At 41.8% G+C, this 26,055-nt stretch carries 19 protein-coding genes and 1 tRNA gene; 13 read left to right on the top strand and 7 right to left on the bottom strand.

What is annotated here, in order from left to right:
• The first annotated feature begins 465 nt into the window (after positions 1-465).
• The 3 genes from RMY16_RS28220 to RMY16_RS28210 all read left to right on the top strand — a co-directional run bounded on the left by RMY16_RS28220 (position 466) and on the right by RMY16_RS28210 (position 4,222).
• The gene (locus RMY16_RS28220; protein ID WP_322667766.1) at positions 466-1,758 is read left to right on the top strand and encodes an ATP-binding protein; all 1,293 of its coding nucleotides are present in this window, start codon (positions 466-468) and stop codon (positions 1,756-1,758) included.
• Positions 1,748-3,511 (top strand): tetratricopeptide repeat protein, encoded by a 1,764-nt coding sequence (locus tag RMY16_RS28215; RefSeq protein ID WP_322739134.1) that lies wholly within the window; start codon positions 1,748-1,750, stop codon positions 3,509-3,511. Before RMY16_RS28220 ends, RMY16_RS28215 begins: the two co-directional genes overlap by 11 nt.
• 90 nt (positions 3,512-3,601) lie before the next feature.
• Positions 3,602-4,222, top strand: a complete 621-nt coding sequence (locus RMY16_RS28210) for a Uma2 family endonuclease (protein WP_322739133.1) — start codon at positions 3,602-3,604, stop codon at positions 4,220-4,222.
• Positions 4,223-4,320: 98 nt separating this feature from the next.
• On the opposite strand, the gene RMY16_RS28205 is transcribed toward RMY16_RS28210, so the two are convergent.
• The 5 genes from RMY16_RS28205 to RMY16_RS28185 form a co-directional block, all read right to left on the bottom strand.
• A complete protein-coding gene (locus RMY16_RS28205; protein WP_322739132.1) occupies positions 4,321-5,397 on the bottom strand; it encodes a PstS family phosphate ABC transporter substrate-binding protein in 1,077 nt (358 codons plus the stop codon).
• 170 nt (positions 5,398-5,567) lie between these two features.
• Positions 5,568-6,815, bottom strand: coding sequence for a serine/threonine-protein kinase (locus RMY16_RS28200; protein WP_322739131.1), 1,248 nt, complete (start codon positions 6,813-6,815; stop codon positions 5,568-5,570).
• Between the two features lie 1,788 nt (positions 6,816-8,603).
• Positions 8,604-9,230 (bottom strand): heme-copper oxidase subunit III, encoded by a 627-nt coding sequence (locus RMY16_RS28195; RefSeq protein WP_322739130.1) that lies wholly within the window; start codon positions 9,228-9,230, stop codon positions 8,604-8,606.
• Between the two features lie 214 nt (positions 9,231-9,444).
• Complete coding sequence (gene ctaD / locus RMY16_RS28190; RefSeq protein WP_322739129.1) at positions 9,445-11,181, bottom strand: cytochrome c oxidase subunit I; 1,737 nt, start codon at positions 11,179-11,181, stop codon at positions 9,445-9,447.
• Positions 11,182-11,297: 116 nt separating this feature from the next.
• Positions 11,298-12,386 (bottom strand): cytochrome c oxidase subunit II, encoded by a 1,089-nt coding sequence (locus tag RMY16_RS28185; protein WP_322739128.1) that lies wholly within the window; start codon positions 12,384-12,386, stop codon positions 11,298-11,300.
• A 405-nt stretch (positions 12,387-12,791) separates the two neighbouring features.
• Between RMY16_RS28185 and RMY16_RS28180 the strand changes: the two genes are divergently transcribed.
• The 3 genes from RMY16_RS28180 (at position 12,792) to RMY16_RS28170 (ending at position 15,227) form a co-directional block, all read left to right on the top strand.
• Positions 12,792-13,727: a heme A synthase gene (locus RMY16_RS28180; RefSeq protein WP_322739127.1), complete on the top strand. Its 936-nt coding sequence runs from the start codon at positions 12,792-12,794 to the stop codon at positions 13,725-13,727.
• Positions 13,728-13,910: 183 nt separating this feature from the next.
• On the top strand, positions 13,911-14,864 hold the full coding sequence (locus RMY16_RS28175; RefSeq protein WP_322739126.1) for a heme o synthase: 954 nt from the start codon (positions 13,911-13,913) through the stop codon (positions 14,862-14,864).
• 141 nt (positions 14,865-15,005) lie between these two features.
• On the top strand, positions 15,006-15,227 hold the full coding sequence (locus RMY16_RS28170; protein WP_322739125.1) for a type II toxin-antitoxin system HicB family antitoxin: 222 nt from the start codon (positions 15,006-15,008) through the stop codon (positions 15,225-15,227).
• A gap of 66 nt (positions 15,228-15,293) precedes the next feature.
• Here the strand turns inward: RMY16_RS28170 and RMY16_RS28165 are convergent, their stop codons facing one another.
• Positions 15,294-16,655, bottom strand: a complete 1,362-nt coding sequence (locus RMY16_RS28165) for a pentapeptide repeat-containing protein (protein ID WP_322739124.1) — start codon at positions 16,653-16,655, stop codon at positions 15,294-15,296.
• Positions 16,656-16,888: 233 nt separating this feature from the next.
• Here RMY16_RS28165 and RMY16_RS28160 point away from each other — a divergent pair, with 233 nt between their 5' ends.
• The 4 genes from RMY16_RS28160 to dhaL all read left to right on the top strand — a co-directional run bounded on the left by RMY16_RS28160 (position 16,889) and on the right by dhaL (position 20,710).
• Complete coding sequence (locus RMY16_RS28160) at positions 16,889-17,650, top strand: 3'-5' exonuclease (protein WP_322739123.1); 762 nt, start codon at positions 16,889-16,891, stop codon at positions 17,648-17,650.
• Between the two features lie 227 nt (positions 17,651-17,877).
• Positions 17,878-18,753 (top strand): MBL fold metallo-hydrolase, encoded by an 876-nt coding sequence (locus tag RMY16_RS28155; protein WP_322739122.1) that lies wholly within the window; start codon positions 17,878-17,880, stop codon positions 18,751-18,753.
• A 203-nt stretch (positions 18,754-18,956) separates the two neighbouring features.
• Positions 18,957-20,033, top strand: coding sequence for a dihydroxyacetone kinase subunit DhaK (gene dhaK, locus RMY16_RS28150; RefSeq protein ID WP_322739121.1), 1,077 nt, complete (start codon positions 18,957-18,959; stop codon positions 20,031-20,033).
• A gap of 47 nt (positions 20,034-20,080) precedes the next feature.
• On the top strand, positions 20,081-20,710 hold the full coding sequence (gene dhaL, locus RMY16_RS28145) for a dihydroxyacetone kinase subunit DhaL (RefSeq protein ID WP_322739120.1): 630 nt from the start codon (positions 20,081-20,083) through the stop codon (positions 20,708-20,710).
• Between the two features lie 10 nt (positions 20,711-20,720).
• On the opposite strand, the gene RMY16_RS28140 is transcribed toward dhaL, so the two are convergent.
• A complete protein-coding gene (locus RMY16_RS28140; protein ID WP_322739119.1) occupies positions 20,721-23,012 on the bottom strand; it encodes an IMS domain-containing protein in 2,292 nt (763 codons plus the stop codon).
• Positions 23,013-23,915: 903 nt separating this feature from the next.
• On the opposite strand from RMY16_RS28140, the gene pdhA reads away from it, so the two are divergent.
• The 3 genes from pdhA to RMY16_RS28125 all read left to right on the top strand — a co-directional run bounded on the left by pdhA (position 23,916) and on the right by RMY16_RS28125 (position 26,054).
• The gene (gene pdhA / locus RMY16_RS28135; protein WP_322667747.1) at positions 23,916-24,950 is read left to right on the top strand and encodes a pyruvate dehydrogenase (acetyl-transferring) E1 component subunit alpha; all 1,035 of its coding nucleotides are present in this window, start codon (positions 23,916-23,918) and stop codon (positions 24,948-24,950) included.
• A gap of 101 nt (positions 24,951-25,051) precedes the next feature.
• The gene (locus tag RMY16_RS28130) at positions 25,052-25,921 is read left to right on the top strand and encodes an aldose epimerase (RefSeq protein WP_322739118.1); all 870 of its coding nucleotides are present in this window, start codon (positions 25,052-25,054) and stop codon (positions 25,919-25,921) included.
• A gap of 61 nt (positions 25,922-25,982) precedes the next feature.
• A tRNA-Lys gene (locus RMY16_RS28125) sits at positions 25,983-26,054 on the top strand.
• Position 26,055: the final 1 nt, after the last annotated feature.

Below are 26,055 nucleotides of genomic sequence, written 5' to 3'. Positions count from 1 at the left end.
CCTTTACCCCAAACCCGATTCCGAGTTAAAAATGCACAAAGCGAGAAGTATTGACACCCGCCTAGTAAATCAATAGTAACAACAGCTACTTATCGCATTGGCTAGAAGCGGGTGAGACAAAGCACACTAAAAATTTATTTTTATAACTGAAAATTTTATTTTATTTATGTGTTAAGTAGCTTTCAGGATGTTATTTGTATAATCTATTATTTAGTCTGAATTGTTGAATGTATAATCTATCATTCAGTCTTATTGATTCTTGACCTCTGTTACTCATTGATAGGTTGAAGTTTCGGAATTAGAGTGTCTTTTTTTAAGATATAACATACCACTCACCTAGTAGTTATTTATTAACGAAATTTGAAAAGTTATGTAGGCATACTCTATCCTAGACATTGCCTGAACTTGTGCTTCAAAAATCATGAGCCATTATATGAATAGTTAGCACGTTAACAGCACTATCCAATGTCTCAAGACTTATTAAACTCCTTTCAAGAAGCATACAGCAATCTCGAACTGTTTCCGTTGATGGAACGGAACGAAATGGAAAGATTTCGAGTCGAATATGGTGATGATTTGATTGCAGACCTGAACCAATTAGTGGAAGATAGTCCGAATGGAGATGGCAAAATTGTCTTTACAGGACATCGGGGATGTGGTAAGTCTACTTTGTTAGCTGAATTTAGCCGACAAATTCAAGATAAATATTTTGTAGTTCTGTTTTCTATTGCCGATAAAATTGAAATGTCGGCAGTTAATCATATTAATATACTGTTTGCGATCGCAGTTAATTTAATGACAGAAGCAGAAGCACGCAAAGTTGATATTCCACAATCGACTAAAGAAGCTCTTTATAAGTGGTTTGCTACCCGCACTCGTACTGAAGAATCGAATTTGCAAGCAGAAGTAAGTATAGGTTTTGACCTTTTAAAATTGATTAGCTCTAAATTAAAAGCTGATGCTAGCGTTCGGGATGAAATTAAGCAAGAATTTGAACGCAAGTTATCAGATTTAGTTGCCAGGATTAATGAAATCGCTGCTCTAATTCAAGCTGCAACTAAACAAAACGTTTTAGTAATTATTGATGATTTAGATAAACTGGATTTAGGCAGAGTTAACGAAATTTATCGAGATAACATTAAAGCTCTTTGTCAACCTAACTTTCAAATTATCTATACCATCCCGATCGCAGTCCTTCGAGAAACATTTATTAGTACAATAATTGCCACTGAAACCAACGATCAAGTTGTGGCAATGCCTGTCTTAAAAATATTTGATAAAGGTAAAAATCGCTTATTGAATGCCCAACCTCGCCCAGAAGCAACAAAGATTCTCGGTGAAGTTTTGCAAAAGCGGATTCCTAGTGAATTAATCGCGGCAGAAACTGCTGAAAAAATCGTAATTTACAGTGGTGGCGTATTGCGAGAGTTAATTCGCATTTCTAAAGAATGTTGTCGTATATGTTTGAGAACTATCCGGCGAAATCCTTCAGCCAAAGTTATTATTGATGATAAAATCCTCCTGCAAGCAATCAATAAAATTCGCAATGATTTTTCAATACGCTTAGGAAAAACTGATATCGATATTTTGCAGAGTGTGTATGAACAATTTATGCCCAATGACCCGAAACAAGCAGAGTTTTTAGATTTGTTACATGGGCTGTATGTTCTAGAGTATCGCACTGATGAAACTTGGTATGATGTTCATCCAATTATTATCGAAAGCTTAAAAAGACAGGGAGCTATTAATGTTAAATGAGGAATTATTAAATGATGAAGGAGAAAATCAAGATGCGTATGATGATTTAATTGTTTCTATTGAAGCTCAAAAGCGGGGATTAAATTTACTGATTGCGGTTTGCGATGATGCTAACTTTCGTGATCAGATTATTGCTCAATATGAAGCTGAACTACAACCCGCCTTCGGTGCATATCGAGTAACTTTAGCGCGTCAAGAACCTAGTCTCAAAGCTGCTCTTAACCAACTGGTACAACAAGAAGAATATCTACATCAGCAGAACCCGGCGGTAATCACTGTGACGGGTGCTGAACAATTGTATTTTCTCAGGTTGGGAAATGAGCAATCAGAACAGGAGAAATTTTTTGGTTACTTACAGTGGACAAGGGAAGGATTGCGCGAATTTCCATTTGCGATCGTGCTTTGGGTAACGAACCAAATTTTAGTAAACTTAATTAAAAAAGCTCCTGATTTTTGGAGTTGGCGCAATGGTGTATTTCGGTTTGAATCTCAAAAGACAAATGCTATTCCTGGAAAAGAATTAGAAAATATCCGCTTTGTTTTTCGAGATACAGAATTAGCTAGCACAGATACTAATGAAACTAATCGCTTTTTCTTACCCATTCAAGATTTACAAAGGTTAATCGAAAAAGTAGAACAAGAACGGGGAACTAAAGATCCTACCTTAGCTACTTTATATTCAAGATTGGGCGATATTTACCACAGCAGATTAGCCCGGGGTGAATCTCAAAATTATCAAGAAGAACAGAAATTAGCAATTAAATATTGGCGTCAGGCGAGTGAGTTACAAAATGAATTGGGTTTGCAGATAGACTTAGCTAATAGCCTCGACAATTTAGCAGGAATATATCGTGCAACGGGAAACTACAGCGAAGCCGAACCCTTATATAAACAAGCTTTAGAACTGAGAAAACGCCTGTTAGGAGAAAATCATCCTGCTTTTGCTACTAGCCTGAATAATTTGGCAGGACTTTACAAATCTACTGGAAAATATAATAAAGCAGAACTCCTGTATAAACAAGCTTTAGAACTTAGGAAACGTCTGTGGGGAGAACACCATGCCGATGTCGCTGCCAGTCTGAACAATTTGGCATTACTATATGATGAACAAGGACGTTATGACGAAGCAGAACCTTTGTATTTGCAATCATTAGAACTCGAAAAACGTCTGCTGGGTGAAAATCATCTTTCTTTTGCTCTTATACTGAATAATTTAGCGCTACTTTATTATCATCAAGGACGTTATAGTGAAGCTGAACCTTTGTCGAAACAAGCAATAGAATTAGATAAGCGATTTTTGGGAGAAGAAAATCCTGATGTTGCCACAGATTTGCACAATTTAGGTTTAATATACCGCGCTCAAGGACGCTACAGTGAAGCGGAATCTTTGTTTTTGGAATCATTAGAACTCAAGCAGCGTGTATTACAAAAAGCGCATCCGCTATTAGCAGATACGATCTATGCTTTGGGTTATATGTACAGAGAACAGGGACGTTACAATGAAGCGGAACCCTTATGTATAAAAGCCTTAGAACTTGATAAGCACCTATTGGGAGAAAATCATCCCAATGTTGCCGAAAGTCTCAATAATCTGGCAGAAATTTATCGTGCAACTGGACGTTACAGTGAAGCAGAACCGCTTTATTTGCAAGCTTTAGATATTTGTGAACGAGTCTGGGGTGTAAATCATCACCGTAGTGTTACTGTTCGTCAAAATTTAGAAAAACTTGCCACAGCAATGCAGAATAATTAAAAGGAAGTAGCGATTTAAACGATCTGTGATGAAAAACCTAATAACAATGACTAAAAATGTTCTCAATATATAAGCTAAGGTAGGCAATTTATGACTCAAGCTATACCCAAATTAGTAACCTTTGAAGATTTTGCAGCTTGGCGTCCTGAAGGTGGAAGGTATGAATTACATGATGGCGTGATTGTTGAAATGGCACAACCAGTAGGAGACCATGAAGATATTGTCGGGTTTTTGGTTGAAAAAATTGCAGTTGAGTACGTTCGCAATGGTCTACCTTATTTCATCCCAAAAACAGCATTAGTTAAATCTGCTATTAGTCAGTCTTGCTATTCTCCAGACTTGCTATTACTCAACCGTCCTGCTTTAAAATTAGAGCCACTTTGGCAGAAATATTCTACGGTTGAGTTTGCCGATTCTATCCCTTTAGTGATTGAAGTTGTTAGTACTAACTGGCGGGATGATTATTATAAAAAGCTAGGTGAATATGAACAAATAGGCATAAAAGAATATTGGATTGTTGATTATTTAGCTATCGGTGGTAAAAAGTTTATCGGTAATCCTAAACAACCTACTATCTCTATCTACCAATTAGTTGACGGTGAATACCGAGTTACTCAATTTAGAGGCGATGACCGCATCGTATCACCTATTTTTCCCGAACTAAACCTGATTGCTCAACAGATTCTGCAAGCTGGTAGTTCCCAGGTATAGCCGCGATCGCACACAATTCTATACTTCTAGATACCCGACCTCTTAAACAAGTCGGGTATCTCTGGAAAACTTGCTCAATTGTCCTTCAAATAAATCTACTAGCGAACGCCAACGAAACCAGCTTGCTCAATTGCTCTTTGCCCTTGGTCAGTTAATAAAAGATTGGCATAAGCATTTCCAATCTGCTGTTGTGAACCTTTGTTCTGCTTAATAATCACAAACAAATTAGCAATCATCGGATAGCTGCCATTTTTGATCGCCTGAGTATTTAGCTGGTTGCGCTGACGCGGACATTGTTCAGACGAAACCATCGGCTCTTGATAGGGGGTAATTAGCCGATCGGAAGTCTGACCCAATGGCAAAGCCTTGACGCTACATTGAAAGACTACTGAACGGGCAGAAGCGTAATACACACCACCAGGGGTTTTACTGAGTTGACGCACTGCTTCTGTAGCAGAGTAGACATATTGCACATTAGGGCCAAATGCTTGCCCTTTTAAGTCGCTATTGCTAGGGAATATCACTGTATCTGCGTCTTCTGGTCGTTGCGAAAAAGCTGTGATGGGTAGATTTGGCCCGCCGACTTGATTCCAGTTAGTAATTTTCCCTAAATAAATTTGCTGCAATTGTTCAACAGTTAAACCAGGCACATTGAGTGATGGATTGACTACCACTGCTATCCCATCCATACCCACTTGACGTTGCTCAAGGGTGAAGCCTCGCTCTTTTGCCGTAGCTTGTTCTTTATCTGTGAGGGGACGGGAAGACTGAGCAAAGTCTAGTTTTCCATCAAGCAACATCCGAATGCCGGAGCTAGAACCAGGAGTACCATTAACAGGGTTTACATAGCGTAATTGTAGTTCCGGGCGATCGCTCTGGATCTGAGAATCTACCAATTGCCGAATAGATGCCCAAGCTGTACTACCTCCGTAGTTGAATGATGCAGGGGGAACATCAGCAACTGTCTGAAAACTTGATTCATTATTAGAGACGCGGTTGAAATTTTGAGTAGAGGAAGAGTTAACATTGTTGCGGGACAATAAATTTGGCTTCAATAACCACCAAAGTAATCCACCAATAACCATAAGTGTGAGAACTTTACCAATAATCAAACCTCTCAGAAAGAGGGAGATTTCGCTGTTAATTAAAGCTTTTCTTTGATTTGTATTGTCCATATTTTTAAATTTTGTTTCGTTGTATTTATCTTACAGGAATATCTAAGTATTTATCCTATAGTAATCTTGAAATATTTAAATTTAAAGTAAATCTGTAATAGCTAGTTAATAGCCAGTCTGATGATTTCTGCTAAATGATTAACCTTTCTAAGTTAGTGAAATTAAACTTGCTATTTGGTATTTTTTGCAATGGTGCAATTGCTTTGACAGATTCTTCTATTAAGTGCTGATTTAGCTATTAGACTATTCGTCTTAGTTGATGGAAACTCAACAAATCTTTCTAGAAAACTTTTTAGTGGAGTAGGTTGATTTGGAACCGATGTGCCCGTATTCATAAAAGTGTAAATTAAAACTATTACTATCAAACTAGTGGTTGCGCCAAGACCGATACCCAGCAGCAAAATAAAGTTTCTATAAGTTAGCAAATAGGTATCATCAGCTTTGTGGTTGATGTCAGCAGATTGTGAAGGCTGTGACAACACTAGTACATCAGAATTGAGCGCTTGCAAAGCTTCTGTGCCAGACTGATACCGTTGGTGGTAGCGATCGCGAACCATCGTATCTAAAATATTTGCCAGAGCATCACTTACCTCTGCCTTGTCGCGCCAAATAACTTCTCCAGTACTGGGATCTTCTGGTAGTTGTTCAGGTATTAAACCTGTTAAAGCTTGAATCCCAATCATCCCAACTGCATAGATATCGCTGCAAAGTTTTGGCTTTCCCTTAGCCTGTTCGCTTGGCATATAGCCAGGAGTCCCAACAGCAATTGTTAAGCCTGCTCCCAAAGCACCAATTTTCTTAATACTGCCAAAGTCAATTAGCACAATTTTCTGATCGGAGTATCGCCGCATTAAGTTTTGAGGCTTAATATCTCGGTGAATAATATCGTGTTGGTGGACGAAAGCCAGCACTTCTAGGATGTCTTTTAATAAATTTAAAACTGTATTCTCGTTAAGACGTTGACCTGGTAAAATTTCTTGAGTCAAGGCATGACCGTCAATAAATTCCTGAACTAAATAAAAATCTCCATCTTCATTAAAATGGGCAAACAGTCTCGGAATTTGGTCGTGGTCGTTGCCTAGCTGGTATAAAACTTCCGCTTCCCGATCGAATAGCTTTTTAGCGATGGGTAGAACAGCAGGGTTGGAATCTTTCGGGTGGAAATGTTTGACGACACAATGGGGTTGTCCTGGTAAATCCAAGTCAATGGCCAAGTAGGTATCACCAGAACCTCCGCTTCCTAATTGTTTGATAATCTCAAAGCGATTCCGAAGTGTTTTTCTGTTGAAAGAGTATCGATGTCTCTTACGTATAGCACCCCCTAATAAGTAAGTATTATCAGATTCTCCGCTTCCCATCACTTTGACAGTTTCAAAGCGACTTCGGAGTGTTTTTCTAACTAGAGGGTTATGGCTCATGTGGCGTATACTACTTCTTAATTTACTGACCATTCAGAGCTTGGGTGAGGTTATGAATAACTGCTTGCTGTTAGATTGGCTGGTATTTGCGGCAGTTAGCCATCGCGCAACCTATGTTTTGGATAAATTGGATACTTAGTTGATTGCTTTGTTTAATACCTTTATAGGTATTTTAGTAGAAAATTAATTTATGAAATACTTCTGTAATTTTATCACTTAAGTAAATTTAACACTAGCCCACAGTTTAAAGACTGTGGGCAGAAAATGATATTCAGGAGTCAGGAGTCAGAATGAATTCTGTACGACTGGCAGATGAATAATCGGCGTTTTTGCACCCTCACTAAATTTTCAATTTAGTGGTCAACAAGACAGTCGCGGGTCTGAATCCCCGACTGTAAGCGACGTGGAAAGAGAGTCTTTTCCTTTGGCGCTAGCCTCTCCCTTTGGGAGAAGGGGAGACGCCAAGGGCGATAGCGACGCGGAAAGCGAGTCTTGTCTGCGACACGCTACACGAACGAGCGTCACGAGCATCTTGATTCTGACTCTTGAATTCTGACTTCTGAATTCTTCTTCAATTATTTTAACTGTTAAGTCTGATTACTGACAAAACCTTAAACAGTAAAATTTCAAGGCACAAACACCTTTACAGTATTCGCCACAATTTTGTTACTAAATTTTAGTCATTACCAACCGCGATCGCGTTGTCAGATTAATGTAAGTTCAACGACAAAACTAAAAAAGATCGGGTAAGTTTTTGAGGTAAATATCGAGTGATGATTTTTGAGTTAAATAAAGTGTAACTTTTCAATCACTCACACATTTTACGATCTTGATCTACTCATAATTCTGGCAAATCTGTAATGCGTATTCGCTTCTATGAAATACCACAATTAATATGTGATCTCAGGTTCGGTTAAATACTTATAATATTTGTAGGTTGTGGAGCCACTGCGCCCTTGCGGTTTCCCGACTTGTACCCCTATGGGGAAGCAAGCAAGCTACGCTTAGCGTCTCCCCTTCTCCCAAAGGGAGAGGCTAGCGCCAAGGCAGAAGCAAGTGGCGTTTGAGGAACGAAACCAAACATTTACTCCATGTTCATGTTGGGTTTCACTGTGGTTCAACCCAACCTACATAGACAGATTTTATTACAAGTAATTACCCGAACTTGATAGGATCCCAATTGTTAAAATAGAATCTACTCTTACCTACCCTTAGCAAGGCAAGGGTGAGCGTCAGCATTGTCTATCGTCAACTTTTTTGAATTGGTATGAACTATTTAAATGAGAAAGCAAAATGGCGAATTACTTACAATAATTGCCATCTCTCGAATAACTTCAAGTTTCCACTTGTATGGCTAGAAAAAATATTAGGACTGCATTTCCTTAAATTAAATCCGCATAAATTTGCGGACTTTATTTATTGGTTTACTGAGTCCTTAGAATATCAATTTACACTATATTAACTGGTTGTTCAATACTTCATCCAAAACATCCTACTTTTCCGACTTTTCCCACCTTTTAATTTACTCGTATTTCTATCACTTGCAATAACTCAGTTGCATCTAGCAAAAGTAATAGTGGGAATGGTCTATGCTCATTTTAATATATTTTTTATTTAACTTTTCTGGTTAAAGGATAAATATGCATTATATCTAACCATTGTAGAGACGTAGCACTACTATGTCTCTATAATCTTTTCACTCATATTTTTATGCTGTTAATTAAAAAAGCCCCCTAGTGGGGGCTTATTAAGTTGTCAGCGTGGATTGAACAACTAGTTAATTAATACTCACAGAAGATACAGTAATCCGAACAAAATAATCCAAATTACGTCAACGAAGTGCCAGTAGATTTCGGCTGCTTCAATACCAAAGTGCTTTTCGTTACTATAGTGACCCGGAACGCGCGATCGCCACAACACAGCAACAATTGCCAAAACGCCCAGAGTAACGTGCAATCCGTGGAAACCAGTCAAAACGTAAAATGCACTGGCAAACAAATTGGTAGTTAAACCAAATTCTAAATGGGTATATTCATATACTTGACCCACCAAGAAAATAGCACCCATTGCAGCAGTAATTGCTAACCAGATTTGCGCACCCCATGTATCGTTCTTTTTAATAGCAGTGTCGGCATTGTGCATGACAAAACTACTAGAAATTAGATTGATGGTGTTAACTCCAGGTAGCAATAGTTCTAATTCTGGGGTACCGGCTGGGGGCCATGCAGGTAAGGTAGCACGGAAAGCCAAGTAGGCTCCGAACAGTCCCAAAAAAATCATTCCTTCAGCAATCAGGAAGACTATTAGCCCAAACAGGCGATGGTCTGGATGTTCTTCATGATGACCAATGGATGCTTCCGCCGCATGGTGATGATTCAGTTCCGTTTTAGCTGGGTCAATAGTTTGACTTTGCATGAATTTTTTAAAAGATAAATTGGGGAATGGGGAATGGGGAACTTGTACTGAGCTTGTCCTGAGCGTAGCCGTTGGCGTGGTCACTGAGCGTAGTCGAAGTGCAGCCTCTCGTAGAGAAGGGCGCAGTCGAAGTATGGGGAATGGGGAATGGGGAGTGGAACAAGGCAGAAATAACCAATGCCCCATGCCCAATATCCAATGCCCCAGAACCTGTTTATTTACGATCTTCGGGATTAGCAGCAACGGCTGGATCGGGTTTTGCTCTTAATACTGAGTTTGGGCCGCCAGATAAGACTGGATCGGGATCAGATAAGGGTACACCTTCGTCAGCCTTTTCCAAACCGTAGTCATAGGGGCCTGTAGCCAGTACTGGGGTTTGATCGAAATTCTCGATCGCTGGTGGTGAGGTTGTCATCCACTCTAAGGTAAGTGCCTTCCAGGGATTATTACCAGCTTTTTCGCCGTATAACCAACTCCAAATGGCATTGATGATGAAGGGGAATGTCGAAACTGCTAGTATGTAAGCACCATAAGTGCAGATTTCGTTGAGAAAGGTAAATTTGGGGTCATACTGGGCGATACGGCGGTTCATGCCCATTAATCCCAGCTTATGCATTGGTAAGAAGGCCATATTCAGACCCACTATTGTTAAGGCAAAGTGAACCTTGCCCCAAAATTCGTTTACCATGCGTCCCGTCATTTTCGGGAACCAGTGGTAAATCGCCGCATAAATGCCGAGAACACTACCACCAAACAGCACGTAGTGCAAGTGTGCCACCACAAAATAGGTGTCGTGAACGTGAATGTCAAAGGGCACTGCTGCCAACATCACGCCACTGATCCCACCAATTACAAAGGTGCCAACAAAGCCAATAGCGAACAGCATGGCAGTGTTAAGCCGGATTTTTCCACCCCACATGGTTGCTAACCAGCTGAAAATTTTAATTCCTGTGGGTACGGCAATGATCATGGTGGTGATCATAAAGAACATCCGCAACCAACCGGGAATACCACTGGTAAACATGTGGTGCGCCCAAACAATTAGCCCCAAAAAACTAATGGCAAGAGACGAATAAGCGATCGCTTTATAGCCAAAAATCGGCTTGCGGGAATGCACGGGGATAATTTCTGAAATTGCGCCAAAAAAGGGCAAAATCATGATGTAAACCGCTGGGTGGGAGTAAAACCAGAACATGTGCTGGTAAACTACAGGGTCGCCACCGCCAGTTGGGTTGAAAAATGTTGTCCCGGCAATTAAGTCAAAGGCAAGCAGAATCAGACCTGCTGCTAACACTGGCGTAGATACCAAAGTCAGCGCTGAGGTAGCAAACATCGCCCAGCAGAACAAGGGCATTTGATGAACCCCCATACCGGGGATACGCATTCTGAGCAATGTGACGAGGAAATTGATTGCCCCTAAAATCGATGACGTACCTAGTAGGAGGACGCTCATAATCCAAATTCCCTCACCTACTTGACCTGTTACCAAGCTCAGGGGAGGGTAGGAAGTCCAACCCGCATCCGGTGCATCGCCTACCACTAAACTAGCGATCAACAATAAACCCGCAGGGGGAATCATCCAAAAGGCAACAGCATTCAAGCGCGGAAATGCCATATCCTTTGCCCCAATCATTAAGGGGATGAGGAAGTTAGCAAAACCCGCACCAGCTGGCACGATCCACAAGAAAATCATGATCGTGGCGTGCAGCGTAAATAAGCTGTTGTAAACTTCAGGGGTGACAAAATCGACTTCTGGGGTTCGCAGTTCTGTACGAACCAAGTCAGCCATCACCCCACCAATACAGTAGAAAATAAACGTAGTGACTAGGTATTGAATCCCAATCACCTTGTGGTCGGTGTTGAAACTAAAATAGTCTTGCCATTTTCTGATCCCTGCTTCCTCAACAAGAGCAGGGGCGTTGGCAGTTTCTTGCACTTGAGCTTGGGTCATTTGTCATTTGTCCTTTGTCCTTTGTAATTTGTCCTTTGTCACTTGTCCTTTATCACCTGTCATTTGTATGAGTACTAATGAGCAGTGACTAATGACTAATGACTAATGACCAATGACTATTTGTGAACTTGATGCAGGATTTCTGGCTTAATTCCCATATCCTTGGTGTAAGGAGCGAGAAATTCATTTGGGGATAGATTCGCAGGGTTAACAGCAATGGCTTGATTTAGCGTTTCTTTGCTGGCAACTAGCTGTTCTTGCATCCATTTATCAAAGGCTTCTTGTGGCTCAACAACTACTGGCGCTCTCATTGCACCGTGGTAGGGGCCACAAAGTTCTGCACAGATCAGGGTATAGTCTCCTGCTTTTTGAGGGGTGAAGCGAATCTCGCTTTGCCTACCGGGGATCGCATCTTGTTTCAGGCGGAACTCTGGCACCCAGAAGGCATGAATGACATCGTTGGCGGTCATACTGATTTGCACTTCTCGCCCGATGGGGACGTGCATTTCACCTGTAGTTATACCAGTTTCAGGATAGGTGAAAATCCAGGCATATTGTAGACCAGTGACGTTGACTTGTAATTCAGCTGGTTTACCTGCTTTATCAGGAGTTCCCCCAATTGTCGGAGCAACACTACCTACACCTGGGGCATTCCGCAGTTGGGGAACTTGGTCAGCGTTGCGGACTTCTGCCGTAGCTGGGTCTTGCATTGCCTCATCAGATTTTTCTTGATTGAGGTTGGGTTCGGTGCTGGGAGGAGTATCGCTTAAAGTTGCAGCCATTGCACTCCCATGCCCTGGCATTTTCATTGACTCCTGACTCATCGGTGCTTCATGGATAGCATGGGGATCAAACCCACCGATTTCGTTGTAAACATCAAAGCTGTAAACAGAAATGCCAATAACGATAATTGCTGGGATCGCCGTCCAGAGAATTTCTAGAGGTATATTGCCTTCAACTGGTGGGCCGTCTTCATTGTCACCTGCACGCCGACGATATCTAAATGCAGAGTAAATTAAAATACCTTCAACGAGCAGAAATATCCCTGTAGAAACGATCATCATCGCGTTGAACAGACCATCCACCAAGACGGCTTCATCAGTGGCGGCTGCTGGCAACAGACCGTGATTTTGACCGTACCAAAGGCTGGCTAGCGTTAGCACGATGCCAATGAGTAATGTCCAGATGGAAGTTGGAATCTTCACGTGCTTACTTAATTGAATTTACTATGTTATCTCGAAGCTACTCACTTACTAAGGTAGTCTAGGCTGTCAGACATGGGGGAGAAAGGTCTGAAATTTTTATTAATTTCTTTGGCTATTTTAGTAATTTTGAGTATGAGTTTACTATCATACAACGCCAAAAATAGATGAAAATCAGTGAAAAAGTTTAAGGAAAAATTTAGAATGCTTAAATTAATTGTGATTAATCCATTTCTGACATCTTGAAAAATACCTAAAGCTTCAGGCAAAACCTTGCTGGAGTGATTCAAAGTATAAGTGAGTGCTAATCTATAAACCCATAGCCTATACGCTAGGGTGGAGATAGGACGCTAAAAGAAAATTGAAAATTTTAACAGATCCACCAAGAGCGGGCAGAAGGTATCGTTAATGAGCGAATTTGTCCTACAACAACAAAATGAAGCGGCTCTTCAGCAGCAAAAGCCCAAGGAAATGATTCGGCGCTTGGTGTGGAAAATATGCATAGCCACCTTAATTTTGATGGCAATAGGCAGTGCCACCCGCGTGATGAATGCTGGACTTGCTTGCCCAGACTGGCCCTTATGCTATGGCGAACTGGTGCCAGCCAAGCAAATGAATCTCCAAGTGTTTTTGGAGTGGTTTCACAGATTGGATGCGGCTTTAATTGGTTTAAGCGCGATCGCACTTTTCGGCTTGTCCTGGTGGCATCGTCGTTTCTTACCCAGATGGCTGCCTTGGGCATCCACATTCGCCCTGTTTTTAATTGTCTTCCAAGGTATCTTGGGGGGACTCACCGTCACCGAACTGTTGCGGTTTGATATCGTTACCGCCCATTTAGGAACGGCGCTGTTATTTTTTTGCACTCTGCTGATTATCGGCACGGCACTTACTCCCTATCAGGGAAATGGAACCGTTGGGAAGTTGCCTTGGGTCGGTTTAACTGCTGCTGTTCTGGTTTACTTGCAAAGTTTGCTAGGTGCTTTGGTAGGCTCTCGCTGGGCGCTACACCAATGCCTGGGCGGTTCTCAACTTTGTACTGTGATGTACAGCCATATTGCTGGTTTGGTGCCGCCAACAGTGGCAACCTTGGCAATGGTATTTATCTGTTGGCGGACACCAGCACTACATCCAGCCTTACGGCGACTGGCAAATATAGCTGGTGCGTTGTTAATCTTACAAATCTTGTTGGGAGCCGCCACTTTCAAATTACACCTCCAAGTCGAGCCTCTCACCGTCTCTCACCAAGCTATAGGAGCTACTTTGCTGGGTACTTTGGTGGTTTTCACAGTTCTCGCACTGCGTGACTCTGTGAGTGCTGAGTCACGAGTGCTGAGTGCTGAGTAGGGAATGGGGGAGATGAGGGAGAATTCCCAACTCCTAACTCCTAACTCAGCACTAAATTATGGTCGCAACGGCGAGTATTGCGACCCACGCAGGTGCAGAAAATCTGTGTTTCATTTGCCTGAAAGAGCCACCTTGAGCGGGGGCTGCATATAAGTTATTGAAAAATAAGGAACCAGAGCCAAAATGATTGAGACTAATGTCTCTCGCCACCACGAAACATTTTTACAGGTAATTCAAAGTTACTACCAGCTAACGAAGCCTCGGATTATTCCGTTGCTTTTGATTACTACGGCTGGAAGTATGTGGATTGCTGCTAAGGGTGAAGTAGATCCATTGCTGTTGCTAGTAACTCTCACTGGTGGCACATTGGCTGCTGCAAGCGCCCAGACGATTAACTGTGTCTATGACCGGGATATTGATTATGATATGGAGCGGACGCGCCATCGTCCGATGCCTTCGGGTAAAGTGCAGCCGCGCGATGCTCTAATTTTTGCGATCGCACTGGCGACGATTTCCTTTACACTCTTGGCAGTATTTGCCAACCTGTTAGCCGCGCTGCTAGCCTTCTCTGGCATCGTCTTTTATATTTTGGTTTATACCCACTGGCTAAAACGCCACAGCACTCAGAATATCGTTATCGGTGGAGCTGCTGGGGCAATTCCGGCGTTAGTGGGTTGGGCTGCTGTCACAGGCACATTAAGCTGGTCAGCATGGTTAATTTTTGCCATTGTCTTTTTGTGGACACCACCCCATTTCTGGGCTTTAGCTCTGATGATCCGGGACGATTATGCAAAGGTAGGGATACCAATGCTACCTGTGATTGAAGGTGATACGGCAACAGTGAAGCAGATTTGGTACTACACGCTAGTAACAGTATTTGCAACCGTGTTATTGGTTTATCCCTTGGGCGCGAGTGGAATTCTTTATGCTGCGATCGCCCTAATTCTGGGAGGATTATTTATCTACAAATCTTGGCGGTTGTTGCAAAATCCAGAGGATCGCGCTGTAGCTAAAGAGTTGTTTCTCTTCTCCATCTCCTACATGATGCTGTTGTGTCTGGGGATGGTAGTTGATAGTCTTCCCGTTACCCATGATCTAATTAGTGCGGTGAGTAATCATCTGCATTTTATTGGATAGGGGATGCAAAATTTAGCGATCGCGTTTGGTAAAGGGGCGCGATCGCATTTTCGGAAATTAAAAAATATACATAATTAGAGTTTTGCGTATTTGCGATTAAAAATAAAATTTCAGTTGTAACCAAATTGATTAAAAAGCTGAATGTTGACAAATTACATTCGTACAGCAATGCACAAAGCAACTTATGAGTTGCTTGAGGATGGAACTTTCTACGGCGAAATTCTAGAATGTCAAGGTGTCTGGGCAAACGCTACAACATTAGAAGCTTGCCGGGAGGATTTGCAAGATACTCTTGAAGGATGGATTGTACTAGGATTGCGTTTGGGTCATACTCTACCAATACTTGATGGCGAAGTTACCTAATTCTAGAAACTAGATCAAAAATTATTGCAATCACTCTCTCAGTAAAAATCAATTGAAGCCTAACAACTAGAAATGTTCAGATAACTTGTCTTCAGGACTGCGCTCATTGTCCATGTTATTACTCATGTCATCATTATAAACATCTCCTGAAGGTGATATTGTTCCCCTTATGTCCGCCTTCATCTGTATTACACCATACTGATCATAAGCAGAAAGTTCAGTACTACTAAGGTCAGCGTCAGTTAAGTCAGCATACTTCATATCTGTATCATCGAATTTGACGTGGCTAAGGTTCGTACCCTTTAAAGAGGCATTACTGAGATTAGTACCTTTTAAATTAGCCCCACTTAAATTAATGCTATTGAGGTTAAAGCCGCTCAAGTTTGTGTAGCTCAAATTAGTACCAGTCAAAATAATATTATTTACATTAGTGTCTTTGAAGTTGGCTTGACTAAGATTGGCTTGAGTTAGGTTAGCTTGGCTAAGATTAGTGTCTTTGAAGTTGGCTTGACTAAGATTGGCTTGAGTTAGGTTAGCTTGGCTAAGATTAGCTTCATTGAGATTTACTCTAGTTAGATTGGCATTAGTAAGGTCAGCATTGTTGAGGTTGGCTCTGCTAAGATCGGCCTGATTAAGATCCGCTCTAGTAAGATTGACCCTACTGAGATCACTATCAGTTAGGCTAACGGCTTCTAGCGTCGCATCACTAAGATCAGCATTGATAAGCTTGACTTCACGTAAGTCTACCCAACTCAAATTTGCCTTCCTAAGTTTGGCATTCGTTAAATCTGCTTGTCTTAAATTAGCTCTGACTATATTTGTATGATCTAATTTTGTTCCTTTTAAGATTGCTCTACAGAGGTTTGCCCATCTCATATCTGCTTTATCTAGGTCAGTCTCACTAAGATCAGCTTCAGTCAGTTCGGCATAGATCAGCTGTGCAGAAACTAGTTTAGCTGAACTAAGCTTTGCTGCTCTTAGGCTCGCAGCATTTAGATTTATCCCTTCCATATCTGCTTGTCCCAAGTCTGCTTGATCCAAATTTGCCTTGCTCAAATCAGCCTTTTGTAGGATAGCTCTAGCAAGAATAGCTCTAGTTAGGTTTACGCCGCTTAAGTTTACACTCCTGAGATTTGCCTCTGTCAGGTCTACTCCAGAAAAATCTCTCTCTCCAGCTTGATATTTTTGTAGAATTTCATCCTCTTTTACTCGTTCTGAAGATCCAGCCACAAGTGGAAACAGTTCGCCTAAGTCACAGTGGAAGTACTCGCACAAAACCGCAGCCGTGTTACAGTCAATCCGGTCAAACTCCTCCTTGTAAAGCCTGCCGATGGCATTAACACTAATACCAGTTACTTTGGCTAGTTGGTATTGAGATAAATCCTCTTTTTCCATAAAATCCTTTAACCTACAGCAAATTTTTCTCATAAATTCTCTCTTCACTACTTAAAACTTAATCAAGAAGTCTATAACAATAGTAGCGCTAGCGTTACTATTCCCGCTTCCATAATGTTAACACTAAAGGTATTAATGACGTTAGTGTTGACAAAGTAATATCGGCAAAGTAATCTGTATATATTCGGCTGCAAAATGTCAAAAAAAATGCCCCCAAGCTTTCAACTTGGTAGGCATGTTTTCAATTATTTATTTCTACTCCTATTATGACCCAAAATTCCTTCGTTTCATCCAATGCTCATTTTCCTACACCCGATCAGGTTCTAATCCTTGATACAGAAACCACAGACTTAGACGTTAAGACAGGGCAGGTTATAGAGCTAGGAGCTATTCTGTATTCGGTGAAACATCAAACCACCATCAAACAATATTCAGCTCTTCTCCCAGCACAGAATAATCCAGCAGAGCATATAAACCGGATTAAGTCAGCACCGTTAATGGAAATAACGGAAGAACAAGTAGCTGAAAGTGTGTGGATGATAACTGAGATGGCAAAGAAAGCGCAAGTTATTGTGGCACACAATGCTGAGTTTGATCAGAAGTGGTTTGGTTATTCAAATAATGGCAAGAGTTTGCTACCTGTTTTGTTAAACTCTAAAAATGAACCACTTCGTTGGGTTTGTACCTGCACTGAATTTGAATGGCCTCGTCAAATCCGATCTGGTCAATCTCTTATTGAATTAGCAGCAGCGCATGATGTTGGTATTTTTGGAAACCATCGGGCATTAACAGACTGTCAATTGATCGCATATCTTTTTGATCGGATGGAGAACCTAAACGCCATGTTTCAAATGGCGTTAAGACCCAAAGCTTGGTTTAAAGCTCTTGTAAGCTATGACAATAGGGAACTTGCAAAAAAGGCAGGTTTTAAATGGATTCCTGAACTTAAGAGTTGGGTGAGGAAAATGGCTGTGGATGATACCAAAGAACTTCCTTTTATAGTAAGCCAAATTGAATTTTGTCAGTAATCTAGGCGAAGTTCATGTATGTTCTCAAATAAAGCGATTGCGCCTATGTGATCCCAGCCGTTGGCTAGAGGTGCGATCAATCTTTAACTTTAAGTCCAGATAGGCTGTCTTTTTTAAGATAGCCTATATCTAACCTTTAGGAATCTACGGTTTAAGTCAACTTTTGCTAGCGTAGTGATATAGGATTTATCGCTCTCCAGTAAGCGGCTGGAAGCAAAAGGATTAATATGGCTCATTTAAATCAGCGTCGTCCCCAAAATGTAAACGGCGATTTTTATGTAGATACTACCTGTATTGATTGTGATACCTGTCGCTGGATGGCTCCTGAAGTATTTTATGATGTTGATGATCAATCGGCTGTTTATCATCAACCAACCAATGAGGCGGAAAGATTAGCCGCACTGCAAGCACTTTTAGCTTGTCCTACTAGTTCTATTGGTACAGTTGAAAAGCCAAAAGATATCAAAGCTGTTCAACAAAGTTTTCCAATATTAGTAACAGAAAATATTTACCACTGCGGCTATCATTCTGAAAAATCTTATGGTGCTGCTAGCTATTTAATTCGGCTTCCAGAAGGTAACATTTTGGTGGATTCTCCCCGGTTTACGCCGCCTTTAGTTAAGCGTTTAGAAGAACTGGGGCCAATTCGTTATATGTACCTAACTCATAAGGATGATGTGGCAGATCATCAAAAGTTTGCCGAGCATTTTCAGTGCGATCGCATCCTCCACGTTGATGATATTACTGCTGATACTCGCAATGTTGAAATACAGCTAACTGGTTCTGAACCATTTACCTTAACTCCAGATTTATTAATTATCCCAGTTCCCGGTCACACGAAAGGACAAACTGTTTTACTCTACAAAAATAAGTTTCTCTTCACTGGCGATCATCTCGCTTGGTCAGAAAGCTTGCACCAACTGACTGCATTCCACAATGCCTGCTGGTATTCTTGGTCAGAACAGATTAAATCAATGCATAACTTGGCTAATTACTCTTTTGAGTGGGTGCTACCAGGTCATGGACGAAGGTTTCATGCTGATCGGGAAACCATGCGCCAGCAGATGCACAAGTGTATTGAGTTAATGGAATCTTTGGATTGACCAAATAATTTATAATTATTCGGTTATATGGCAAAACCCACGAAAAACCTAACCCCCTAACCCCCTTCCCGACGCAGAAAGGGGGAAATTTCAAAGTCTCTCTCCTTTTAGGAGAGAGATTTAGAGAGAGGTCACACTATATTGCATACAAACCATAAGCGCTATAACCTGAGTTTTAGCACTCTTTTAACCAAACACGGATTATGAAAAAGCTGATCAACAAGCCAGAAGACTTTGTGCGCGAAAGTCTAGAAGGTATGGCGGCGGCTCATTCCGATTTAATTAAACTGAACTACGATCCGACTTTTGTTTATCGAGCTAATGCACCTATTCCAGGTAAAGTAGCAATTATTTCAGGTGGTGGTAGTGGACATGAACCAATGCACTCTGGCTTTGTGGGGAAAGGAATGCTTGACGCAGCTTGTCCTGGTGAGGTTTTCACTTCACCAACTCCTGACCAAATGCTAGAAGCAGCAAAGCTTGTAGATGGAGGCTTTGGTATCCTTTATATCGTCAAAAATTACAGTGGCGATGTGATGAACTTTGAAATGGCGACGGAATTAGCCCGTAGTGAGGGCATTCGATCGCTAAATATTTTGATTGATGACGATGTAGCAGTGAAGGATAGTCTCTATACCCAAGGACGGCGGGGTGTGGGAACAACAATACTGGCAGAAAAAATTTGTGGTGCGGCGGCTGAGGGTGGGTACGATTTGCCACAAATAGCAAATTTATGTCGCCGAGTAAATCTGAATGGGCGGAGTATGGGAATTGCTCTAACATCTTGTACAGTCCCCGCTAATGGAACGCCGACATTTGAATTGAGTGATCGCGAAATCGAATTAGGCATCGGTATCCACGGTGAGCCAGGAACAGAACGTACAGCCATCAAACCAGTAGATGAGATTACCGAAATTTTAACGCGATCGCTCATTGAAGATAAAGCATACACCCGCACACTACGCGAATGGGATGAAGATAAAGAAGAATGGGTAGATGTAGAGCTAACAAGTCTACCATTTGCCAAAGGCGATCGCTTATTAGCTTTCGTCAATAGTATGGGTGGAACTCCGATTTCTGAACTGTATATTGTTTACCGCAAACTCGCCCAAATCTGCGAACTGCAAGGATTGCAAATTGTGCGAAACTTGATAGGCCCTTACATTACATCTCTAGAAATGCAAGGTTGCTCCATTACCCTGCTGAAATTAGATGATGAGATGATCCGCCTATGGGATGCACCAGTCAAAACACCAAGTTGGCGCTGGGGAATTTCATAATTACGAACTTGTACTGAGCGTAGCCGAAGTATTACGAATTACGAATTATGTTGAGTCAGCCGCAGATATTGCAATGGTTGCAGGCTTGTGCAACGGAGATAGAGCAGAATAAAGCATATTTGACAGAATTAGATGCTGCGATCGGAGATGCTGACCACGGGATCAATATGGATCGCGGCTTCAAAAAGGTAAGCGCTCAGTTACCAACTCTTACAGACAAGGACATCAGCAGCATTCTCAAAGCCGTGAGTATGACCTTAATTTCTTCTATTGGCGGTGCTAGTGGCCCTCTTTATGGCACTTGGTTTTTAAGAGCCAGTACAGCAGTAGTTGGTAAGCAAGAATTAACAGAACAAGATGTTTTAGGAATACTGCAAGCAGGTTTAGATGGGGTGCTGCAACGTGGCAAAGCGCAACTAGGAGACAAAACAATGGTGGATGTGCTATCTCCGGCTGTAGACGCTTTTGGGCAAGCTGTAGGAGAAAGTAAGGGAACGCTGGAAGCTATGCAACAGGCTGTAGTAGCAGCTCAAAAAGGGTTGCAGGAAACTATACCAATGCAAGCGAAAAAGGGACGCGCTAGCTACCTGGGGGAACGGAGTATCGGACATCCAGATCCAGGAGGGACTTCTACTTATTTGATGTTGAAAAGTTTGTTAGGGGTATTGGAAACCTAAAAATTCTAACTTATCTAATTATCTGATTCACAACAGATGCACTCTGAATACGCCATTTACTTCGTTGTCTAATCAAATCATACCGAACTCGTAAATTATCGTTAGAAGAGTTTTTAAACTGACCATTTTCATATAACTGCGTCGCTTCCTTCACCGTAGCTACCACTGCGGCACGATCTGCGAATAAATCAATTTTTTCTACAGATTCCACCTTTACGCTATGCTCGTACTTGCGGTAGCGGTTGTCAGACCTAGCCTGTTGAGCGATCGCCCGCCATTGAGACAAAGCTGAACCAGTTAAAATCTGCTCTAAGTTATTAATCTCATGATTCGGCCCTAAAGCTTCGGCTTTAGTAGATAGCCAAGTGCGAATGATTTCCTCTGCCGCTGCATCTGTTAAAGAGCCATCTAATCCTTGTGGTGGACTATTTGGATCGGGAATAGATATTGGTGGTTGATTTATTTGTACAAACAACTGTGAAGGAGGTACAGATCGTGTAGGAAAAAACAGATTTTTTAACCATCCAAAAGTTGTTGTGGCTAACACCCAGAAAACTAAAATACTCACTAAAGAAATAAACACTCTCCATACCAGCCGTGTTTTCCCTTCAATGGTGTTAGCAAAAGTTCGCCGCCGCCGAGGACGACGAGAATGGGGACGATTATCCGGTACACGCTCCCGGATATTAGATGGAGTAGGTTTTCTCCGCCGACGCTTTTGGTTATGAGCAGGTGTAGCACTTTTAGCTGAACCGTTCAAATTCTGATTAGTGCCTCTGCTCGTCCGTTCAGCAGCAGGAACCTCTGATTTTACACTTCCAGATGAATTCCACATCGGTGGTGAGAAGTTTAAATGTTCTGGTGTTTCTGGTAAATCTAGGTCAGGTGTTCTGCTGTGGTTAAATTGCTTTGGAGTCTTAGTTGAATTTTTAGGGAAAGGCGAATTATTTGTCTGTGGCTGGGGAAAATTTTGGGGGTTAATTACAGCCCACTCATTAGTTGTTTCTGCATCCGTTGGCAATGCTTCTAAATAAGCTTGTACCTGTTGGTTAGCAAAGTAATCTTTTAGAAAAGCTTGCTGGTTTGCTAAATCTCGAAAATGGGGAAATACTTCGTGTTGCAACCACTGTTCTGCATATAGACACAGCCCTGGTAATAAATCTGGAGAGTCTTGAGATTTTTCTCGAATAAAAGCTAAAGCTTCGTACTCCTGACTAAGTTCTAAAACCCTAGTTGCTTCTTCAGTTTGTCCCAAAAGTAACGCACATAAAGACTGTTCTAAATGTACATCTTGGCGCTTACCCAGACGTATGAGCATTTGTCTTGCTTGACGAATTAAAGCAGGTTGCCGTTGAGCAAATCCCCGCGCTATCAACGCATAAACAGCTAAGTAAGTGGCAACAGCAGAATTGCGTTTGCTTTGGGCTTCAAATAACTTGTGCTGTTCGGCGACTGTTAAGTGGTTGCGTAACTGCTGAATAAACCGCAGAAAGTCATCTATGTTTAGACCAGAATCATCATTGTTCGTGCCATCAATCCCGCCACGATCTTCTAAGAGGTTTTGCAATAATTCCAAACCTTGGCTTCGTTCGGCAGTCTTTTCTTGAGGTAGTGCCAGCAACTCCAAAATTCGATATGGTCGCAATTTATAAAGATCCGCTTGAATTTCTGCCTGGACGCTGGCAAACAACCCTTCGCGTACTAGCAGTTCTTGACCCGTTTCTAAAGATATGGCGGCATTTTCATAATGACCTTGTTGCCACTGTTCACGACCTAATTCTAGACAAGCAAGGGCGACAGTGAGAACGACATCAGGATGTTCAGCACTTTCGTGTATTTCTTCGTCTGCTAAATTATTGCCTTTTCTTGCACTTGTAGCACCATTTTTATTTACCAGGTACGGACGACCTAATTTCAGTACAAGTTCGTATTCCCCCAACTCTTGCAAAATCAATAAAGCGCCCACTAATTCGTCTTGGCTAATTTCGATACCCAGACTCTGGGTATCACTACCCCTTTTGGTGCTTTCTGGAGGATTTTCCAGTGCTACTGTGGCAGCAGCAAGGTTATCAGGATCATAGGCGTGGGCAAGATAAAGATGATCGTAGGTACTGCGTTGTTTTGGATCTGATAAAACCACGTAAGCTTCTTCTATGAGTTGTTTACGAGAAGAAATTGCTGCCTGAGAATACTCACGTCGCGGCAATTGTACAATGCGATCGCTGTATGCCTGTCGCAATTGTTCTTCACTTGCCGCTAACGGTAGTCCTAAAATTCGGTAGTAATCTAGCGGAATTCGCACAGCCTACTTCCCCTGCACCGTGATCAACATAATTCACCTAGAGCTTTCCAGGCCTGTAAAACCGTGCCATAAAAATGCCGTATAGAATTTACTCTACAAGTGTATATTGCAACAACTTGTTTTGTACCTTCCCGAAATTTTGAGTCACATTCTAGTACTAATTTTTTGCTTTCGCCTAGAAAGCCTCAATTGTTTGTTTTAATTCTTAGTATTTTTGTTTAACACAACTATTATCAGCCTTCGATACCACAAACCACAACTACCGTTTTTAATTACGGCATAATTGTTGTGGTTGGAAGAATCTATTGATGATTGATTTTTTTGGGGCTTTCCCACTATGCAGTAACAAAAATACCACTATTGGGGATTTACCCTGATAACAGGAGACAAAAATCATATCATAATTTACCCTTTATTACAATTACCTATTTAGGTATTATAGATTTTTGCCTGCTTTTTTTTAAATTGTTAATAGATATGCAGAAAGCAGTCTATCTTGATTGCTAGTCTGTGAAGGGGAATATTTAGGAGTGCTGAGTGCTGAGTTCTGAGTAAGAAGTAATGAGTAAGACGTAGTAATTGTGAATCTTTTCATTCAGTACTCACTAATCGCAACTGATTTGATTCCTAGTCGAACTCGTTACTGGGAACTGTTTCAGTGAGAGATGAAAAACCCAAAGCGGTAGATGTTGCCGTTAGCGCCAAATCCTCACGGGGCATAAGCTGAAAAGTTAAAAATCAAAAATTAAAAATTCAGCTATTCCCTAAGACCCTTTTTTGGTGCATAAATAAAGTTTGATCGTTGGGTCTTACAAACGCTAGCCTGTTAAAAGCCGAGGTGTTATCAGACCAACTTATTTAAGACCGTAACTTTAAGTTGTACAACAGGGATACTCAAAAATAATGGTTCAAGAGCGTACTTTACCCACTTTTAATCCTGCTACTACGCATATTACAAAAGAAGAAGGGTTACGTTTGTATGAGGATATGGTATTAGGGCGCTTGTTTGAAGACAAGTGCGCTGAAATGTACTACAGGGGTAAAATGTTTGGTTTTGTCCATTTGTACAACGGTCAAGAAGCCGTTTGCAGTGGTGTTGTGCAGTCAATGCGACCGGGTGAAGATTACGTTTGCAGTACTTACCGCGACCACGTTCATGCTTTGAGTGCGGGAGTACCAGCAAGAGAGGTAATGGCAGAATTATTTGGGAAAGCCACAGGTTGCAGCAAAGGGCGCGGTGGTTCCATGCACATGTTTTCTGCCGAACATCGCTTGCTGGGTGGCTATGCTTTTGTGGCTGAGGGAATTCCTGTAGCAGCTGGAGCGGCTTTCACGAGCAAATACCGCCGCGAAGTGTTGGGAGATAAAAATGCTGACCAAGTGACAGCTTGCTTTTTTGGCGACGGTGCAGCTAATAACGGTCAGTTTTTCGAGACGCTAAATATGGCAGCTCTATGGAAACTGCCAATTCTGTTTGTGGTCGAAAACAATAAGTGGGCTATTGGAATGTCTCACGAACGAGCCACTTCCCAGCCAGAGATTTATAAAAAAGCCAGTGTATTTAACATGGTGGGTGTAGAAGTAGATGGCATGGATGTACTAGCAGTCCGAGCCGTAGCTCAAGAAGCTGTAGCCCGTGCCCGTGCAGGTGAAGGCCCAACATTAATTGAGGCGCTTACCTACCGCTTCCGGGGTCACTCCTTGGCTGACCCAGATGAAATGCGAAGCAAGGCGGAGAAAGAATTTTGGTTCGCCCGTGACCCAATTAAGAAGTTGGCAACTTATTTGGTGGAGCAAAATCTGGCAGATGAGGGAGAAATCAAAGCCATTGACCGTAAAATTCAGGATGTAATCGACGATGCAGTTAAGTTCGCCGAAAGCAGCCCTGAGCCAGACCCTAGCGAGTTATATCGTTTCGTGTTTGCAGAAGACGAATAAACAGTGCTGAGTTATGAGTGCTGAGTGCTGAGTACTTTTGTATTCTGCTCAGGACTCAGCACTAAGTACTCAGCACTCCATCTTACCCAGGACTAAAATTTGTGTTTAGCATTGCAGTTCGACAGCAACAATACAAGACCTATATTCTTTCTGACGAAACCGCTGGTTCTCAATTGGAAGTCGTACCCGGACGCGGCGGTATCATCACCCGTTGGCGCATTCAAGGGCAAGAAATTTTCTACCTGGATACTGAACGCTTTACTCATCCTGAGTTGAGTGTCAGAGGTGGAAATCCAATTTTGTTTCCTATTTGTGGCAATCTACCAGATAATACTTACACTCATAACGGTCAGAAATATATTCTCAAACAACATGGTTTTGCCCGTGAATTGCCGTGGAAAGTAACAGAACAAGAAACTGGAGATAAAGCTAGTCTCACTGTTGTTCTTGATAGCAATGAGCAAACCAAAGCAGTTTATCCTTTTGATTTTCAACTGGCTTTCACCTACGAACTTCAAAGTAATACCCTAGAAGTCCGTCAGCAGTATAAAAACTTGTCATCTACACCAATGCCCTTTTCGGCTGGTTTCCATCCCTACTTTCTGTGTGGTGATAAAACTCAGTTAGAGCTGGAAATTCCTTCTAAGCAGTATCAAGACAATCAAACTAAGGAAATTCACTCTTTTGACGGCAATTTTGACTTTAGCCGTGATGAAATTGATTTTGCCTTTGGACAGCTAACAAGTCAATCGGCCACTGCCATAGATCGCAGCCGGAAGTTAAAACTCACCTTGGATTATGATGATTTCTCTACCTACCTGGTATTTTGGACAGTCAAGGGCAAAGAATTCTACTGTCTAGAACCGTGGAGTGCCACCCGTAACTCTCTCAATACTGGTGATAACCTGACTGTGTTAGCACCAGGAGCTAGCCATACAGCATCTATAAGGTTGACTGCCAATTTTTTCTAAACCCCTTTACAAATCTACAGATGTCTGTGCTATGATGGCAAAGTTGCGAAATGCAGCGAAAGGGTCGCTAACTCAACGGTAGAGTACTCGGCTTTTAACCGATTAGTTCCGGGTTCGAATCCCGGGCGACCCAT

Source organism: Nostoc sp. DedQUE12b (assembly GCF_034530835.1).
Classification (GTDB): domain Bacteria; phylum Cyanobacteriota; class Cyanobacteriia; order Cyanobacteriales; family Nostocaceae; genus Nostoc.
This window is presented reverse-complemented; position numbering and strand designations above follow the sequence as displayed.